Source organism: Prevotella sp. P5-92, from assembly GCF_002251245.1.
Taxonomy (GTDB): Bacteria; Bacteroidota; Bacteroidia; order Bacteroidales; family Bacteroidaceae; genus Prevotella.
On the sequence record NZ_NPJG01000054.1, the window covers coordinates 77535 to 95497 of the forward strand.

Annotated in this window: 13 protein-coding genes and 1 pseudogene; 10 read left to right on the forward strand and 4 right to left on the reverse strand. The window is 46.3% G+C overall.

Annotation, left to right across the window (positions count from 1 at the left end; all coding sequences use genetic code 11):
* Window positions 1-12 precede the first annotated feature (12 nt).
* From CIK99_RS06305 to CIK99_RS06320, 4 genes are all read right to left on the reverse strand, one after another.
* Window positions 13-2910, reverse strand: a complete 2898-nt coding sequence (locus tag CIK99_RS06305) for a SusC/RagA family TonB-linked outer membrane protein (protein ID WP_094380705.1) — start codon at window positions 2908-2910, stop codon at window positions 13-15.
* Window positions 2911-2947: 37 nt separating this feature from the next.
* Window positions 2948-4954 carry a RagB/SusD family nutrient uptake outer membrane protein gene (locus CIK99_RS06310; protein ID WP_094380706.1) on the reverse strand — a complete coding sequence of 669 codons (2007 nt, stop codon included), beginning with the start codon at window positions 4952-4954 and terminating at the stop codon, window positions 2948-2950.
* Window positions 4955-4969: 15 nt separating this feature from the next.
* The gene (locus CIK99_RS06315) at window positions 4970-8128 is read right to left on the reverse strand and encodes a TonB-dependent receptor (protein WP_254047742.1); all 3159 of its coding nucleotides are present in this window, start codon (window positions 8126-8128) and stop codon (window positions 4970-4972) included.
* Between the two features lie 167 nt (window positions 8129-8295).
* The gene (locus CIK99_RS06320; RefSeq protein ID WP_094380708.1) at window positions 8296-9687 is read right to left on the reverse strand and encodes a cellulase family glycosylhydrolase; all 1392 of its coding nucleotides are present in this window, start codon (window positions 9685-9687) and stop codon (window positions 8296-8298) included.
* A 359-nt stretch (window positions 9688-10046) separates the two neighbouring features.
* Here CIK99_RS06320 and rfbA (CIK99_RS06325) point away from each other — a divergent pair, with 359 nt between their 5' ends.
* From rfbA (CIK99_RS06325) to CIK99_RS15585, 10 genes and pseudogenes are all read left to right on the forward strand, one after another.
* Window positions 10047-10943, forward strand: a complete 897-nt coding sequence (gene rfbA / locus CIK99_RS06325; protein ID WP_094380709.1) for a glucose-1-phosphate thymidylyltransferase RfbA — start codon at window positions 10047-10049, stop codon at window positions 10941-10943.
* A gap of 606 nt (window positions 10944-11549) precedes the next feature.
* Window positions 11550-12134, forward strand: a complete 585-nt coding sequence (locus CIK99_RS06330) for a transcription termination/antitermination NusG family protein (protein WP_094380710.1) — start codon at window positions 11550-11552, stop codon at window positions 12132-12134.
* A gap of 310 nt (window positions 12135-12444) precedes the next feature.
* Complete coding sequence (locus CIK99_RS15520) at window positions 12445-12600, forward strand: hypothetical protein (RefSeq protein ID WP_173805322.1); 156 nt, start codon at window positions 12445-12447, stop codon at window positions 12598-12600.
* Window positions 12600-13196 carry a GNAT family N-acetyltransferase gene (locus CIK99_RS06340; RefSeq protein ID WP_094380712.1) on the forward strand — a complete coding sequence of 199 codons (597 nt, stop codon included), beginning with the start codon at window positions 12600-12602 and terminating at the stop codon, window positions 13194-13196. Before CIK99_RS15520 ends, CIK99_RS06340 begins: the two co-directional genes overlap by 1 nt.
* A gap of 322 nt (window positions 13197-13518) precedes the next feature.
* On the forward strand, window positions 13519-13917 hold the full coding sequence (locus CIK99_RS06345; RefSeq protein WP_094380713.1) for a hypothetical protein: 399 nt from the start codon (window positions 13519-13521) through the stop codon (window positions 13915-13917).
* 208 nt (window positions 13918-14125) lie between these two features.
* Window positions 14126-14593: a four helix bundle protein gene (locus CIK99_RS06350; RefSeq protein ID WP_094380714.1), complete on the forward strand. Its 468-nt coding sequence runs from the start codon at window positions 14126-14128 to the stop codon at window positions 14591-14593.
* A gap of 487 nt (window positions 14594-15080) precedes the next feature.
* Window positions 15081-16130, forward strand: coding sequence for a mannose-1-phosphate guanylyltransferase (locus CIK99_RS06355; protein WP_094380715.1), 1050 nt, complete (start codon window positions 15081-15083; stop codon window positions 16128-16130).
* Window positions 16131-16171: 41 nt separating this feature from the next.
* Window positions 16172-16756 carry a dTDP-4-dehydrorhamnose 3,5-epimerase gene (gene rfbC / locus CIK99_RS06360; protein WP_094380716.1) on the forward strand — a complete coding sequence of 195 codons (585 nt, stop codon included), beginning with the start codon at window positions 16172-16174 and terminating at the stop codon, window positions 16754-16756.
* A 4-nt stretch (window positions 16757-16760) separates the two neighbouring features.
* Window positions 16761-17669 (forward strand): annotated as a pseudogene (gene rfbA / locus CIK99_RS06365) (glucose-1-phosphate thymidylyltransferase RfbA).
* Between the two features lie 80 nt (window positions 17670-17749).
* A partial coding sequence (locus CIK99_RS15585; RefSeq protein WP_371590989.1) for a hypothetical protein occupies window positions 17750-17963 on the forward strand: 214 nt, incomplete at its 3' end.

The window sequence follows — 17963 nt, forward strand, 5'->3', positions numbered from 1 at the left end:
TCCTTTATTATTTTAGAGAGTTACCTTAACACCGAGGTTGTAGAAACGTGTCTGAGGAGCATGACCCACGTTGGTCTCAAATATCTTGCGATGCTTTGAAATAGTGAGCAGGTCGCTTCCGCTCAGATAAATCGAGAGAGCCTTTACATACTTGCTATTAAGTATTTCCTTGGGGAAATCATAGGTTAGCTGTACCTTACGCAGGTTGAAGCGGTCGGTGCTGATGAGCCAGAATGTAGAAGCAGCCGCGTTGTTGGCTGAAGCGAGTGTGGTCAGACGTGGGTGTGTAGCTACGTCGGCTGTCTCTGGAGTCCAGCGTCCGCGAGCATTCACCGAGTATTTGCTCTCGCCGCTCATATAATAGTAAGGGCCGTTGTTGACTGTCTCACCTCCGAACTGTCCGTTACCGAGCATGAAGAGAGTGAAGTCCTTGTACTTGAGAGTGAGGTTGATACCAAGGTGAAGCGGAGAGCTCCATGTGCCAAGGTCAACGCGGTCGTTAGTGTCAAGTACACCGTCACCGTTCACATCCTCATACTTCAGGTCACCAGGCTGGATGGTACCGCCAATCTTCGGTGTCGGGAGTTCGCTCTTGAGTGTGAGCTTGCCTGTCTCCTCGTTCTTGTTGAAGTCGTCGTATGTATAGAATCCCAAGCAGTTGTAACCACGGATGGCATCGAGTGCGTGTCCCTCTACGCGGAGGTTATCGAATTCCACAATCTCGTCAAACTTCTTGTAGTTGGTCTTGACATACGAACCGACAACTCCCAATGTGGCATGAACCTTACCCAACTGCTTCTGTGCTGTCACGCTAAAGTCAATACCCTTGCGGTTCTGGATGTTGTTGTTGATAGCTGGCTTGAATGTGCTACCGTTGATACCACCGGAAAGGTGTGATGGGAACATCGAGGGGTTCTTGATGATGAAGCCATCCATATCAGAGTTGAAGAAGGTGAGGTCTGCAGAAATCAGCTTGTTGAAGAACGAGCCGCGCAGACTTACCGAGAACTCCTTACGATGGATGAAGTCGAGGGCAGGGTTGCTACCTATTGTAGAATAGGTGATGTCAGAGTGATTACCCTCATTCCATGAGAAGTTGCCTCCGCCAGTCTTCCACTGTGCATCATAGAGATAGTAGTACTGGTAGTTCTGGTCGCCCATATACACGTCGATATCCTCATTCAGGTCGCTGTATGATGCGCTGAGCATCAGGTCGTCAACGAAGCTGTCTTTCATGAAGCTCTCCTTGGCAATGTTCCAACCCAATGTGAACGACGGTGAGATAGCGTTACGGTTGCCTTCAGCTAAGCGTGAAGAATGTACTCCTACCAATGCCACCTCGGCAAAGTAACGGTTCATAAAGTCGTAACCTCCGAGAAGTCCAACGTTGAAGTTGGTGTAACGGTGATATGTACCACTTGATGTTGTGGTGTACATATTTCCGAGCAGCATACCTGTCACATGGTGCTTGCCGCCGAAGGTGTGGTCGTAGTCAAAATGTCCGTTCCAGCTGATGGTCTGGCGATATTTTGAGTTTGACATAACCATGTGACCGCTCACGATCTCGTCGTTCTGCTGGGTAAGACCTACGATGATGTCGTTGGTGTTATAGTTACTCCATGTAGGAATGAACACAGCATACTTGTTGTCGTAGGAAAGGTTGTAACTTGCAGCATAGTCGATGGCGAACTGAGTCTTGAACGACAAGCCATTGACAAACTTATTCAAGTCGTAGATAAGACCAGCATCGAACTGGAACTGACGGCTAACGCCCGTTGTCTTACCGCCGAAATAGCAGTCGGCGATGGCGTTGGTCTGATTAGTCTTTGTACCTCCAGGGAAATATTTTCCGTCAAGGAGATTGAGCGACTTACCAAGAATAGCAAGAGCGTTGGATGCGTATGGATCCACCATATCAATCGGAATCAGAGGTGCCGCATTCTCTGGGAAGTTTGGACGCATGTTTGCAGCCTCGCCCCAGAAGTCGCCTTTGTTCACATGATTATTATAGAATGTGGCGCTTGCATTAGCAAAACACTTGATAAGCTTGTTGAGCGTGAGATCGACATTACCACGAACGCTGAAACGGTCGGTATAGTTTTCTGTCGCCTTACCGAAGTTCAGGAGGTCCTCACTACGATAGTAGTTGATGTTCGTGTAGAAATGTGCACGCTGGCTACCACCCTGAATCTCTGCTGTAGCCTCCGAACGGTTATATGCCTTGCGGACATACTCGTCCGAGTAGTAGTTCACGTTTGGATAACGGTAGGGATTCAATCCTGCTGCGTGATTATATATATCCTGCTGCGAATATCTTGGATCGAGTCCGTCGTTGGCACGAGCCTCATTATATAAGGTCATGTACTCAGCCGAACCGATATACTCTGGGAATGCCTTTGCCACGTGGAAACCGGTGTTGGCATTTATTTCCACCTGCAAGCCATCAACCTTACCGCGCTTGGTGGTGATGAGAATAGCACCCTTGGCAGCCTTCGGACCGTAGAGGGCCACAGCCTGTGCGCCCTTGAGGAAAGTAACCTGTTCTATCTCAGAAGGAAGCACGTTGTTTGAAGGGCGCTTCACACCGTCAATGATTACAACTGGTAAGTTGGAGTTATCGTTAGTGTCGAGCTGATCGGTGTCCATGCCCCAGAGGCTGCTACCGTTCCATCCACCCACGAGCGCATACAGGTCTTCGAGACTGCTCATGGTATAGTCCTTCTTCTGCAGCTCTTCCATGTCAACGTATGCGACACCTCCGAGGAGCTGGTCGGCATCCTTGTCACGGAATGCGACATGGACTTTCTTTTTTGCCTGGACAGAGTCGCCATTGGAGGTCTGGGCATTGACCGCTAATGGTGAAGCTGCCACCATGGCAAGGAGGAATATGTTTGTTTTAATTCTTTTCATAAGATTATTCTATTATCTATTATAATTGGCATTGTCATCACCATCCAGGATTCTGTGGGAATCCTTCGTAGAGATATGTATCCTTGTCAGGAAGTGGGAACCAGTAATGCTTTGACTCAAAGCTACGGGTGATAAGCTCCTTCTTCTGGAAGTTACCTACCTGTGCATCCTTCGGGTCGTGATCCTTAAACCAGCTGTCTTTCTCCAGACGCTCAAACTCGTGAGAGTATTTCACGGTGTAAGGAGGCTCAGTCAAGAGGAGCCAACGCTGGAGGTCGCACCAACGGAAGCCTTCGAACGACAGCTCTACGGCACGCTCGCGGCGCACCTCGTCGATGAAGTGCTCACGTGTGTCCATGAGGTTAGCCTGCACATGCTCCATGGGCCAATCTGCAGAGTTCACGCGGTCGCGGAGTGCATTGATGGCATCCACTGCAGAGAGTGAACAATATGGAGTTCTGGTCTTCAATTCCGATACGCTTGTTGCGTATGCGGCCACTGCCTCGGCATACATCAGATAGATGTCGGCAAGGCGCATATATGGGAGGTAACCCTGGAGGGCGTGATCCCAGTCATACCACTTGTCGCCCTCATTACACTGGTGAGGCACGAGTTTCTGGATGAAGTAGCCTGTGCTACTACCGTTATCTACCGAACGCATCGCTGCATTTGAATAAAGCTGGCAATACTCAAGCTTCTTCTGGTCGGCGTTCAATGGCTCGGTATTTATTACATAGTGGAAACCATCGAACACGATGTCGTGATAGAATCGTGGGTCGCGGTTCTTGAACGGATGCTCTGGATCCCAGCCCGAAGCGGGGTTGAGAACATACTCACCATTCCTTACGAGATAGATAGGCTGTCCGTTAGCCATACCATACTGGTCGATAAGGTTAGCTGTAGGATGATGGATGATGTTGTCATGATCCACAAGACCTGCTACCTTAGGACCGAAGAGCTTGTCGCAGTTCCAGTTGAAGCTGTTGGCACCTGGATAAGCACCACGGAAGATGGCCTCACAGGTACCAGGCATCATCCAACTCTGCTTGTGTGTATAGAAGATGTCTGAGTAGTTGGTCTCGGCATTCTCATCACGCTCATGGTCGTAGATGTTTGAATACTTATACTCAGCGAGCTTATATTTCACTGTACCTTTCTTCACCATCTCAAGAGCCTTGCCAAGAGCCTCAGCTGCCAACTTACAATACTTCACGTCGTAGTCGTAGGTCTTGCCATTTGAGCTTGCGCCCAAAAGCTCTGCCACACCGCCGTTCTTGGTCTTCTCAAACTCCTTCATCAGAGGCGAGCCTGCCCAGAGGTAGCACTTGCCAAGATAGCAGAGAGCCATGAACTTGTTGATACGCAGGTCGTTCTTACCCGATGTCTGCATACCGGCGAGTGTCTCGTCCCAGTCAAGAGGGAGCAGCTCGTATGCCTGCTCAAAGTCTTGGGCACAACGGTCGGCACACTCCTGGAAGGAGAGACGTGGAAGCTCTGGAATGTTTGAAGCCTCGAAGGCCTGGTCAATATATGGCAGACCGCCGAAATAGCACATCAGCTCGAAATGCCACCATGCACGGAAGAAGTAGAGCTGACCGAGCAGCAGGTCGCGCTCCTCGTCAGTTCCGACGAGCGACTTGATGTTCTCGATACCCATGTTGCACTTACGGATGCTGTACCAAGAGTTTCTCCAAAGTGAACTGTTATTTCCGTTCAGCCAGCATTGGTTGTTGGTGTACCAGTTACGGTAGTTACCCAAGTCCACCTGATGGTCCATGTGTGCATAGCCTTCAGTGTTGTGGACGGCATCGTCGCCAAAGTTCCAGGCCGTACAATAGTTTACCTTCTCCTTGTCTGGAATCAGGCTATATATTTCCTCAATATATCCCTGGAAGTTACGGTAGTTCTTGAATGCCTCATCGTCAGCAACGATTGACTCCGGGTCTTTGTCGAGCCAGTCGGTGCAGGAAGTGAGGGAAACGCCGCCTGCAAGAAGGAGGAGCGAGCCGCACAAGAGGGATTTCATCTTATTATTGTATTTCATATTATATTTACGCTATTAAATGTAAAGCTTGAATCCGAAATTATAACGTCTGACAGTAGGATAAGCACCGCCACCGCCACTGAAGCCGTAGTTGCTCTCACGGTCGTCAGGCATCTTTGTAATCAGGAAGAGGTTGTTACCGTTCACATAGAGCTTGAGGCTTGAGAAGCCGAGTTTCTTTATCCAGCCCTTTGTCCATGTGTAGGCAATTTCCACATTCTTCAGACGGAGATATGATCCGTCGTAGAGATACTGTGTACCGTCGTTATAAGCTACCTGTGTGGTGAAACGTGGAACAACCACTTCACCTGTGCCTGTTGCAGGATTCCACCAGTCACCATTGTCATATACGGTGAGGAGCTTGTTGTTGAATGAAGCCAGACCTACGTCACGAGTCACACCAGACACACCGTAGAGCTGAGCGAAGATGCTCCAGCCTTTATACTCCCATCCGATGGTAGCGTTATAAGTGTGCTTCGGGTTGCCTGTATGACCATAAGGAGCGCGGTCGTTAGTCTCGTCAACGACACCGTCACCGTTGAAGTCAACGATATAGTGGTCGCCGATGAGCACCTGGCTGTCGTCCTTCTCGCGTGCGGGCGTACTATATAATTCATCGTATGAGCCGATGAAGCCATTGTCGATAAATGAGGTATATTGTCCCTGAGAATAGCCCTGTGCCTTGCGATAGCTTGGAATCAGTGCGGGGTCGTCCTTCAGGATAATCTTGTTCTTGGCGAAGGTGTAGTTGGTGTTTGCCCAGAAACGCATACCATTGCTCAACACCTTGTTGAAACGGAGCTCGAACTCGAAACCAGAGTTCTTCATCTTTCCCTTGTTGACGTCAGGTGTTGTAGCAGCACCGAAATAAGAGGGCACCGAACGTTCATAACCTGAGATAAAGATGTCGTAACGGTCGTCGCGGAACCAGTCGAAGCTACCTGCGAACATACCGTGGAGGAATGCGTAGTCGAAACCGATATTTGCCTTCTTCACTGTAGCCCAGCGAAGGTCGGGGTTGGCGATGGTCTTTTCCTTGTAACCCTGGAACGGGCTCTCACTGTCATCCAAGGAAACCTTGAACTTGTTCGTCGGTTCCCAAATAGTAAGGTATGCCCAGCGTGATCCGGCATTGTCATCACCAATCTCACCGTAAGAACCACGGATCTTGAACATATCGATGATACCCTTATCCTTCAGCTTCTTCATAAACTTCTCTTCTGAGAGCATCCATCCGGCTGCACCAGAGCAGAAGAAGACGAAACGGTTGTCGGGCGAGAACTTCTGCGAACCGTTGTAAGCTCCGTTGAACTCAGCGAAATAACGGCTCTTGTAGTCGTAAGTGGTACGGAACACCCAGTCCTCACGGCGGTTCTCAAGGTCGGCATTACCAGCGTTGATACGACGCTTCCAGTTACCCATGAGAGAAACATTGTGGTCGCCGAACTCGCGAGCCCAGAAGAGCTGCAGCGACATCTCTGTCGCGCGGCTTGTATAATTCACGCTACCAGCGGCTGTGGTCCAGTCGCGGCTCTCATAAAAGTCAAAACCTGTATTTGTGTCGATAAGGTTCTCACGCAGCATCACTCCGTCCTCGGGGAGGATATAAGCCCTCTTTACTGCATGTTGGTCGGAGATACCACGCTCGCCCTCATTGAACTGGTTGTCCCAAGAGATGGTACCGCGTGCGATAAGTCCCTTGGTGATAAAGCCTAAGTCCTGCTCAAGAGAGAAGTCGGTAAACACGCGTGTGATGGTCTTCTGCTCGTATCCCGTTGTAGCGACGCTCTGAGGTGAGTTCTCAATGTTAGAGGTCAATGGGTAGTAACCCCATGAACCGTCGGAGAACTGCACAGGGAACAGGTTAGGAGCCATACCGTAGGCACCTGCCCACTTCTGCTGCTGGAAGAACTCGCCGCTATTACCATAATAATAACGTGGGGTCTTCTGCTGGGCGTTAGAACCAGCGAGGTTCACTCTAAACTGTGTGGTCTTGGTGAGCTGGAAGTCGAGGTTTGAACGAACGTTCAGACGGTTGTAAGCATATCCGCCCTCATATCCCTGGTTGTTGTTCCATACTCGTGTCATGTCACCTTCGTTCTGGAAGTCGAAAGCCACGAAGTACTTCACATACTTTGTACCTCCAGAGAAGTTGATGTTGGTATTATAAGAAAGACAGAAGTCCTTGAACATCTCTTCCTGCCAGTCAACATTAGGATAACGCTCGGCCTGGCTGTAATCGCCAAGATAGTTGCCGGCAGCATCATACTGTGGCTTCACGGTATAATCCTGGTTGCGGAAGTTGTTGATAAAGGTCTGTGGACGATAATATGCCCACGACGAAGCGCCACCCAAGGCAAGCTCGTGCTCGATGGCCTGGTTGCGCAACATATATCCATCATAAGAGTCATACTTGCGTGGAAGCTTTGACACGGCCTTCAGAGTGGCGTTGAAGCCCACGTCGATTCTCGCCTTGCCTTCCACACCGCGCTTGGTGGTGATAAGGATAACACCATTAGCACCCTCCACACCATAGACGGCGGTAGCGGATGCGTCCTTCAGCACCGACACTGTGGCTACTGAAGAGATATCCACCGACTTGATCTCACGCTTCACACCGTCAACGAGGATAAGAGGCTGAGCATCCTGGTTCCAGGCTGCGGCACCACGGATATAGATACGTGGGTCCTCTTCACCAGGCTGTCCCGTTGAAGCGATGGTGGCTATACCGGGAAGGTTACCCGTAAGGGCGGCACTGACGCTACCGATACCGGCTGAGCGTTCCAGAACCTCACCCGTTGTCTGGGTAATAGCTCCCACCACAGAGGCTTTCTTCTGCTGACCATAACCTACGACCACCACTTCTTGAAGTTGGTTGTCTTCAGCGAGGGCCACATTAAAAACCCTTCTTTTGCCCACTTTCATCTCTTTCGACACCATGCCGACATACGAGAACACAAGGACTGAGTTCTCTGAGGGTACTGTGAGCTTGAAATCTCCACTAAGGTCAGACACTGTACCATTGGCAGTGTTGCCCTTCACAAAGACAGATGCGCCGATGAGTTCCTCGCCATTCGAGTCTGTCAGCTTACCGGAGACCTCTATTCCCTTTTGGGCGAACGCTCCGATGCACATCGAGAACAGCACAAGGAACAGTGCGACTGTCCTTTTCATTGTTGGTTGTTGTTGTCTCATGTCACTTTACTTTTTATAACATGCGTTAGTTATTTGATATTTTTTATTATTTGATTTCTAAGTTTGCAATTTCGGTGCAAAGATACACATAATTTCACATACATTATATAAATATATGTTGCATAAAGTTTATTTTATGTTACATTTTACTCTTTTAGCACCTTTCTGTAGCCATTTTTGCCCATTCCATCGGTTTTTTCTATGATTATTCCACGATGATTTTTGTCCACCTCCATACCGTTCAGGTCGTAATATCTGGGCGCAATCGGCGACAGGACATCGTCAGATGTTACATTCTCAATGCCCGTCGAAGCCTCGTAATATTCCTTATACCATGCGAAACAAGCCTCGCCACAGGCCTCTTCCACACCTTGGAAGGCTGGCTGGACAATGCCCGATTCGAGATATTTGTCGATGTCGAAATACAGACCACTGCCTTGGAGGGTCATGCTGATATTGCCATAGTAGTCGTGAATGTATTTGAAGGCATTACCGAAACCTGAAGTGGTGGCTGTGCCCCAAGTGCCATAGTTTGGCTCCACCCAGTTGCCATGCTCGTCGTAATGTCCTTCTCCAGGTTTGAGAGGACTCCAGTCAATCTCAGTCACAATGACGGGGTTGGTCTTCACCACAGGCACCTGCGTCTCAAACTGGCGGCGCATGCTCTCCTTGTTGGTCTTATCGTTATTACCTCCACTTGAGTTATACCATCCGGGATAGCAGTGTACGGCATAGCCGAAGTTGTCCTCGGGATCGACAATGGGATTCTTGGCATAGTTGTTGTACCATGACTGCCATCCGGAACCCGGCACCCAGATGATTCCCTTGAATCCGTTTTCACGAATCACATCAACTATAGGCTGGAAGAAATCACGAAGAGCCACCGAACTGTTCTTTTTCCCTTTGCTGTCATACACGTCAACCGGCTCATTGGCAAGTTCGATACTTACCAAGCCCGCATTTTCATTAAGGAATTTTGTGGCGGAGGTGACAGCTCCCCACACTGTCTTGAGATATTCCTGATAGGCATCGCCTACCTTGATGTCGTGAGGACACACTCCAGGCGGGCGGATGACTACATAGAGTCCATGCGCCAGGGCTTTCTTGATGAGTGGGGTGTAGAGCGTTTTCCAATACTTTATGAGCCTTGTCTTAGAAAACTGGCTGATGTTGTGCTCTCCACCATCTCCTACCAACGGCAGGTTGGGGTCGTTGGTCCAGCAAGGATCGAGATGCAGACGGAACACGGTGCAATAGGCGCCTTGCTTGTGATCAGTGAGGGCTTGATACAGTTTTTCGAAATACTCGATACACGGCGGCACGTCCTCTCCGTTATAGGCAGGCTTCCAACCTTGCCATCGCCATCCGTTGAAATAGCGGTTAGGAGTGTCCATCACGCCATGCAGCGTAACTGCCTTTCCATTGTCGTCAACAAGATGCTTGCCCATGACGCGTAAAGGCGACAGTTCTCCCTCTGCCTTCATCGCCACCGCCATAAACAACACCAATAGTGTCACGATACAGTGTTTTACTTTCATTAGTTAATACTTAGTTATTATTTCTTCTTATATTTGATTAGTCACGTGGTCAATAAAAAACCGCTGCAAAGTTACACCTTTTATATAATATATAGCAACAGTTTTGTAACACATTCTTTATAAAATGTTACAAATCCCGCCAAAAGTGCCCAAATATTCCATTTCAACAAGGTCTTTGATACATTTATTAACTACAACTCCCTACAAAAAACCACCTCGGAAAAGGTTAAACTATGCTAATTTCTCTATTATATTACAAATCCATCAAAGAATAATACCCTAAAACAGAATATTATTCGTACCTTTGCACGCACACCATATTATATAATATAGATTTCAAACAATAAAAAAAACAAAATATGAAAGGTATAGTGTTAGCAGGTGGTTCGGGTACCAGACTCTACCCCATCACAAAAGGCATCAGCAAACAGCTGATACCTATCTTCGACAAACCAATGATCTATTATCCCATCTCGGTATTGATGCTCGCAGGCATACGTGAGATTCTTATCATCAGCACACCACACGACCTGCCCGGCTTCAAGCGTCTGCTTGGCGATGGATCTGACTACGGAGTGAGGTTTGAATATGCCGAACAGCCCTCGCCCGACGGTCTCGCCCAGGCGTTCACCATCGGCGCCGACTTCATTGGCGACGATTCCGCATGCCTCGTACTTGGCGACAACATCTTCCACGGAGCTGGCTTCTCTCGTATGTTGCACGAGGCAGTGCGCACTGCCGAAGAGGAACAAAAGGCTACAGTGTTCGGATATTGGGTGTCTGACCCCGAACGCTATGGCGTGGCAGAATTCGACAAACAAGGCAACTGCCTGAGCATTGAGGAGAAACCAGCAAATCCCAAAAGCAACTACGCCGTAGTAGGCCTCTACTTCTATCCCAACAAGGTTGTGGATGTGGCGAGGACCATACAGCCCTCAGCACGAGGCGAATACGAGATAACCACCGTCAACCAGCGTTTCCTCGACGATGGTGAACTTAAGGTGCAGACACTCGGACGCGGTTTCGCATGGCTCGACACTGGCACTCACGACTCTCTCTCCGAGGCATCGACATACATCGAGGTTCTCGAGAAACGCCAAGGACTAAAGGTGGCTTGTCTCGAAGGCATTGCCTTCAGAAAAGGTTGGATCGACGCCGACAAGATGCGTGCCCTCGCCCAGCCTATGCTTAAGAACCAATATGGACAGTATCTGCTAAAGGTGATAGACGAAGTACAGGGCAAAGACAAGGCCTAAAAAAATCTTAACACCAAACCCATTTTTTTCAAAATCTTTTCTTACCAGCATATTTAACGAACATAGGATTGCATGCCGCGACTCGTGGCATGTAATCCTACTTATTTAACTTCAAGCAACAAAGCACTTCAGGAACTTAAGGATAATATATAAGGTAAAAAGAAACTTGAAAAATCTACACACATGACATCCATCAAATTGAAATTTCGTGCATCCTCCATTATTTTTTCTGTTAAATTGCTTTAATTATCAGAAGAAAATCGGCAAAACATAATAATAAATGCAAATTAATTCGTACCTTTGTCACGATTAACGCACTCTTACTAAGAGTGAGGCATTCATCTTGTAAACAAGTGCAGCAAAAATGAGCCTTTCCATCTGGCCATCAGCTAAGGTAGGTAGGACGAAACCGCAGTTCAACTGCGAGTCATGGAAATGTCCAGTTGATGCGATTTGCACCGACAGTTTGTCATAAACTGCCGACGCCGTAGGCGTACCCGCTGCGAACGTCTGCCGGGGTCTTTACTTTATGTAAGACCGCCCGCCGCAAACCCGCCGCACCCCGCCGCAATGGTCGCGACTGTAGCAAATGAATAACGCAAAATTATGGAAAATAAATATTCTTGGTTTGTCGCTGTTGTCACCCCCAATACAGAGGTGAAATGCAAGGAAAAACTGAATAACCTCATCAAGAACTTAAGGAATGGTAATATTATAGAGAGCAATGAGAAGGTCACCTCCTACGTACCCACTCAGAAAGTTTTCCGTGTTCAACCCAGCACAGGTCGCAGAGTGCGGGTCACCGAAGTCCTCACCCCCTGCTATCTGTTTATTTGGTGTACAGAGTCCACACGCTACAAGTTGGCCTGCGAAGCCAATTTCATCCTCCATTTCCTGATGAATCGTGCATCTAAGACCGAATCCGGCAAGAACGACTTCGCCCGCATTCCGACCCACCAGATGGAAAGTTTCAAACGCATGGTTGAGGAAGCGGAAAAGGCAGTCATCATCGACCCCAACCGTATTCGCTTAGGCGACAGGGTGCGCATCAAGACTGGCCGTCTCGCCGGACTGGAAGGCAACATCTGCAAAAAACCTGACGGCACCACCATGCTCGCCCTCCGCGTCGATTTCCTCGGCTACGCCAAAATGGAGTGTTCCGCCAAAAACCTCGAATTGGTCAAGGAATAATCAGAAACTTGCGCAACTTGATGAGCTTGCGAAGAACTTGCTTTAGCTTGATGAGCACCTATAAATATTAACGCTGTGCGAAGAACTTGCTTTAGCTTGATGAACACCACTGATAAATATGTAATGTGTGAATAATCACTCATCAGAAATGATAAAAATGAACTTTTTCACTTTGCTAAACGCCTCATTTTAAATGAGGTGAAAGGCATTGAGTGCTTACTTTGACATCGGACTCCATAAAAAATCGAGGAAAAGTTTGGCTATCTGGAAAATTAATAGTAATTTTGCACCCAAATTAATGTATAAAACTATGGCATTAGAAATAAAGGTTATACCAACGTTGACAGGCGAAGACGCTGTTCGCTTTGTAAATAATGCAGAGAGTGTCAGCAATGGCAGGGAAAGAATAGATTTCTCTGCACAGATAGCTGATGCCAGAGCAATACTCAAAAACGCAAGATTATAATGAGTTATTTACGAGACAACTGTCAGTTATTAAGTCTGTCAGAAATGATTCTGGATAATTGCGGTGAGTTTTCTTGCGGCAATGCTGACCTTGATGACTTTTTCCTCAATGATTCCTTGAAATACAAGAAGGAATTGTTAGGAAAGACATATTGTTTCGTATCAAATATTGACAATAATGAGATTGTGGCTATGTTTACCCTTTCAAACGATAGTGTCAGGGTTGACATTATTCCCAATAATCGTGGTAAAAGATTAAATAAGCAGATACCATACGAAAAGCGGATGAGACGTTATCCAGCAGTGCTGATAGGGCGTTTGGGAGTGAATCTAAAATATCGTCATCTTGGCATAGGCTCTCAAGTTCTTGATTTTATCAAATCCTGGTTCGTCGATGAACAAAACAAGACTGGTTGCAGATTTTTGATTGTAGATGCTTATAACGAAGACTCATTGTTGAACTTTTATACCCAAAACGGGTTTGAATTTCTTTTCTCCTCAGAGAGTCAGGAAGCTGAAAATCTTGGGTATTCCCATGATACCCATCTAAAGACTCGCTTGATGTATTTTGACTTGCGAGTACTTGTAAATGAATAAAGATTACTTTAACTTATTCGTCAGCCGCGCTCTCAGCGCATAAACACTCGCACTATGTGCGTTAAACACTCCAACTCTCGTGCCAGCGAGAGCAAAGCATCAAGCTCGCTTGAATGCTCTGCCGAGCGCAGCCGAGAGTCAACAAAGTTAACTTTCTGTTGCGTAGATAATCGTAAGCAGTCATTTAGGGCCGTCTTGTGAACCTTAATATATATTAGTACTTTTGTCCCGAATTTAAATTTTGGACAAGATGAACATAAAAGAAGGCAAGTACTATGCCTCAATGGTTCGCAAGTACCGAGATTTTTATTAACTTTGCACTATGAAATCAGAAGAAAAGTCCATAAAAGCAATCAGTGCCCAAGCGCATGGCGAGGCAGCCGACAACAGGCTGCTCCGCAAGAAGCTTCGTGAGAAGGACGAGCTGATTTCAGATCTTCGCGCACAGATTGAGAACCTGAATAAGAACCTGAGCGAGAAGGTTAGTCAGATGGCTGACATGATGGACAAACTTGTAGCCTTCATGATGGGACGTGGCGATGTCACCCTTTCAGACTCACTGCGAGATGCGGTGGTGGCAGGTGTAAGGGCTGAGTACGAGATGCGCGAGCGCAAACTTAAGGAAGAGTTCTCCAGGCAGCTTGGCAATCTGACCTCTGAGTTCGAGGCCAGGCTCGCCGCCAAGGATAATGAGATTAATTCCCTTAGAGGAGATAAATGAGGTCCCATGCCTGTCACTCCGGAGGAAATGGCCGCTCGCAACAAGCAGCCATCAACTGTGTCCGAATGGGTATAATCACACCCTATTTCTCTTAATAAAAAATAAAAATTTTATTTTATCTTGGCTTACGGGTCTTAAATGACCGCTTACTTTTGCATGGTATCCGAAAGGCAATCAGCAATCAGTAATCAGTTATCAGTAATCAGTCATGGATAATCCCAAGAAGTTCAACTGGAAACGGAAAAAGACTACGAGCACTCATGAGTCAAAAAAGACAAGGACGTATGCTCCCCTACTTAGTGAAGAGCAAAAACAATCAGCCAGCATTCAAGACCTGTCTTACGATTTTGCATGTCGCATCACACGCCTGTTTCAGTATCTTACAGAAGACTCTATATATAAGGAATACATTATGAGCAAGCAGGTTTTCCGTAGTGGTACAAGCATAGGTGCTAATATACGAGAAGCCCAGCATGCTCAATCCGATGCAGACTTCCTTTCTAAGATGCAAATCTCCCTGAAGGAATGTAATGAAACCGACTATTGGTTGCAGTTATTGCATGATAATGGTTATCTGAACGATGTGCAGTTCGACTCTATAAACACAGACAGAGTCCGCATCCACAAGCTCCTCAACGCCATAGTATCCACAACAAGGCGCAAGATAGGCAAATAATCAGCAATCAATAATCAGTAATCATCAATCAACAATCAGCAATCAGAAACTTGCGTAGCTTGATGAACACCGCTGAAAATATATAATGTGTGAAGAACTTGCTTTAGCTTGATGAGCACCTCTAAATATTAACGCTGTGCGAAGAACTTGCTTTAGCTTGATGAACACCGCTGGAAAATAGATAATGTGTGAATAATCAGACACTTGCGATAGCTTGATGAGCTCCTCTAATAATTAACAAGGTGCGAATAATCAGTAATCAGCAATCATCAATCAGTAATCAGTCATCATCAATCAGTAATCAATAATCATTCATCAATAATCAGCAATCAATCATCATGAATATAATACAAACAAATATCCCCGGCGTGCTCATCATTGCGCCACGCATATTTAAAGCCAATAAGATATAAAAATTAGGGGTCTTGGGTTCGAATCCCTACGGAAGGCAGAATAAAATCCAGATAGAACTTAATTAGTATAGGAAATGAATAACAATACACATATAGTAATCATGGCTGGCGGCATTGGTAGCCGCTTTTGGCCTATCTCAACACCTGAATACCCCAAGCAGTTTATTGACATACTTGGGGTTGGGAAAACACTGATACAGTTGACGGTGGAGAGATTCCAGACAATATGCCCAGTGGAAAACATGTGGGTAGTGACTAATGAAAGTTATGCGGAGATTGTTAAGCAACAGATTCCGAACATACCAGACGAAAACATCTTGAAAGAACCGGAGGCTCGCAATACTGCACCATGTATAGCCTACGCATGTTGGAAAATCAAGAAGAAGGATGCAGATGCCAATATCGTGGTAACACCTTCTGACGCTATAGTGATGAATGTTGCGGAATATCAGCGAATCATCTCAAAAGCACTTGATTTTACAAGCAAGAATGATACCATAGTCACTGTAGGCATAAAGCCCACCCGACCGGAAACAGGTTATGGATATATTGCGGCAAAGAACGAGGTAGCTAAAGATGAAATCCTTAAGGTTGAGTGTTTCAAAGAGAAACCTGACCATGCTACAGCAGAGGAATATCTCAGGGCTGGCAATTACTTTTGGAATGCCGGTATCTTCGTTTGGAATGTAAAGACAATAGAAGAAGAGATTCGCTCATTCCAACCTTCTCTTGCTTCTATCATGGATGACCTATCCCATTCTTTCTTTACGGAGAATGAAGAGCCGGAGCTGCGCCGACTATTCCCTACATGTGAAAAGATAAGCATCGACTATGCTGTTATGGAGAAGTCTCAGAAGATTTTCACCATTCCCGGTGATTTTGGTTGGAGCGACCTTGGCAGCTGGGGTTCTGTGCAGACACATGTCGCCACAGATGCTGATGGCAATGCCGTTGTAGGAAACAATATCAGCTTGTATGAATGTAAAGATTGTATCGTTAGTGCATCCAATGCCGCAAAGATTGTAGTGCAAGGATTGAATGGATATATAGTGGCAGAGAAAGAAGGAAGAATCCTTATCTGCTCACTGAAGGAGGAACAAAGAATAAAAGAGTTTTCAAAATGACTATAAACGAAGGAGTACAGCTTTTCCGATATTAATTAATCATGGAAATAATACAAACAAATATCCCCGGCGTGCTCATCATTGAGCCCCGCGTTTTCAAAGACTCCCGAGGCTATTTCTTCGAGAGCTTTTCTCAGAGAGAATTTGATGAGAAAGTAACGCCCATTCTTGGGCATAGTATCCACTTTGTACAGGACAATGAATCGATGTCATCGTATGGCGTGATGCGTGGACTTCACTATCAGCGTATGCCATATACACAGAGCAAACTCGTGCGCTGTGTCAAAGGCGCAGTCCTCGACGTAGCCGTTGACATCCGCAAAGGCTCCCCGACATTTGGCCAGCATGTGGCAGTGGAACTGACGGAAGACAATCATCGTCAATTCTTTATTCCGAGGGGCTTTGCTCACGGCTTTGCCGTTCTTTCCGAAATCGCCGTATTCCAATACAAATGCGACGAGTTCTATCATCCCGAGGCAGATGGCGGCATCAATATCAAGGACGAGTCTCTTGGCATTGACTGGCGCATACCTATGGAGAAGGCGATACTCAGTGAGAAAGACTTGAAGCATGCATGTCTGAAGGATGCAGTGCTTGATTTCGATATAAATGATAAATTGTACTAGAAAAATGAGGGGTATAGTATTAGCTGGTGGCTCCAGTACTAGATTGTACCCAATTACCAAGGGTATCAGCAAGCAGCTGATTCCCATTTTCGACAAACCGATGATTTATTATCCTATCTCTGTGTTTATGCTTGCAGGCATCCGTGAGATATTGATAATCAGTACTCCATTCGACTTGCCGGGCTTCAAGCGACTGCTTGGCGATGGCAGTGACTTCGGAGTGAAGTTCGAGTATGCAGAACAGCCATCACCAGATGGATTGGCACAGGCATTTATAATTGGCGAGAAGTTCATTGGTAATGATTCTGCTTGCCTTGTTCTTGGTGACAACATCTTCTATGGTGCAGGATTAAACCAAATGCTACATCAGGCAGTAATAGATGCTGAGCAGAATAGTAAAGCTACCGTCTTTGGTTATCGTGTAAGTGATCCTGAGCGATATGGCGTAGCTGAGTTTGATGAGCAGGGCAATTGCCTCAGTATCGAGGAAAAGCCAGAACATCCAAAGAGCAACTATGCAGTGGTAGGCTTGTATTTCTATCCTAATAAGGTGGTAGAAGTAGCCAAGAATATCAAGCCATCCTCTCGTGGCGAGTTGGAAATTACAGCGGTTAACCAGGAGTTCCTTAAGGATAAGCAGTTGAAGGTACAGACCATGGCTAGAGGATTTGCCTGGTTCGATACCGGAACCCATGATTCCCTTTCTGAGGCATCAACCTTTATCGAAGTTTTGGAGAAGCGCCAGGGCTTGAAGGTTGCTTGCTTGGAAGGTATTGCATACCGTCAAGGATGGATTACTGCATAACAATTGCGAGAGAATGCACTGCCAATGTTGAAGAATGACTACGGCAAGTATCTCCTTTCAATCCTTGGAGAGAAAGATCAAACATTAAAAAAGAATTTAGAATATTAAGTAGAAAAATATGAATCATGTATTTTATATGTTTTTTACAATATCGTAAAAGGCAATAAAATTAGAAAGTATTAGAATAAATGAAACTACAAAATGTTATATCACAAAGATTTACTACGGATAAATCTTATTGGCAAATAGTCTTTGAATGGGAAGATGTTTTTGCAAAAGAGTTAAGTTTAACATTGTCTAAAGATAATAAATTGAGATGTAATAAAATTATCAGACATATACCTTGGGTATCAAATATTATAACAACAAGAAAAACATCTTTGTTGTTTGAAATGACACCTG

What these genes read in the sequence shown, in the direction of transcription:
- CIK99_RS06310 (WP_094380706.1), bottom strand. Translation starts at nt 4,954, where the DNA reads ATGAAATACAATAATAAGATGAAATCCCTCTTGTGCGGCTCGCTCCTC.
- CIK99_RS06345 (WP_094380713.1), top strand. Translation starts at nt 13,519, where the DNA reads ATGAAATCAGAAGAAAAGTCCATAAAAGCAATCAGTGCCCAAGCGCAT.
- CIK99_RS06330 (WP_094380710.1), top strand. Translation starts at nt 11,550, where the DNA reads ATGGAAAATAAATATTCTTGGTTTGTCGCTGTTGTCACCCCCAATACA.
- CIK99_RS15520 (WP_173805322.1), top strand. Translation starts at nt 12,445, where the DNA reads ATGGCATTAGAAATAAAGGTTATACCAACGTTGACAGGCGAAGACGCT.
- CIK99_RS06340 (WP_094380712.1), top strand. Translation starts at nt 12,600, where the DNA reads ATGAGTTATTTACGAGACAACTGTCAGTTATTAAGTCTGTCAGAAATG.
- CIK99_RS06320 (WP_094380708.1), bottom strand. Translation starts at nt 9,687, where the DNA reads ATGAAAGTAAAACACTGTATCGTGACACTATTGGTGTTGTTTATGGCG.
- CIK99_RS06350 (WP_094380714.1), top strand. Translation starts at nt 14,126, where the DNA reads ATGGATAATCCCAAGAAGTTCAACTGGAAACGGAAAAAGACTACGAGC.
- rfbC (WP_094380716.1), top strand. Translation starts at nt 16,172, where the DNA reads ATGGAAATAATACAAACAAATATCCCCGGCGTGCTCATCATTGAGCCC.
- rfbA (WP_094380709.1), top strand. Translation starts at nt 10,047, where the DNA reads ATGAAAGGTATAGTGTTAGCAGGTGGTTCGGGTACCAGACTCTACCCC.
- CIK99_RS06315 (WP_254047742.1), bottom strand. Translation starts at nt 8,128, where the DNA reads ATGAAAAGGACAGTCGCACTGTTCCTTGTGCTGTTCTCGATGTGCATC.
- CIK99_RS06355 (WP_094380715.1), top strand. Translation starts at nt 15,081, where the DNA reads ATGAATAACAATACACATATAGTAATCATGGCTGGCGGCATTGGTAGC.
- CIK99_RS06305 (WP_094380705.1), bottom strand. Translation starts at nt 2,910, where the DNA reads ATGAAAAGAATTAAAACAAACATATTCCTCCTTGCCATGGTGGCAGCT.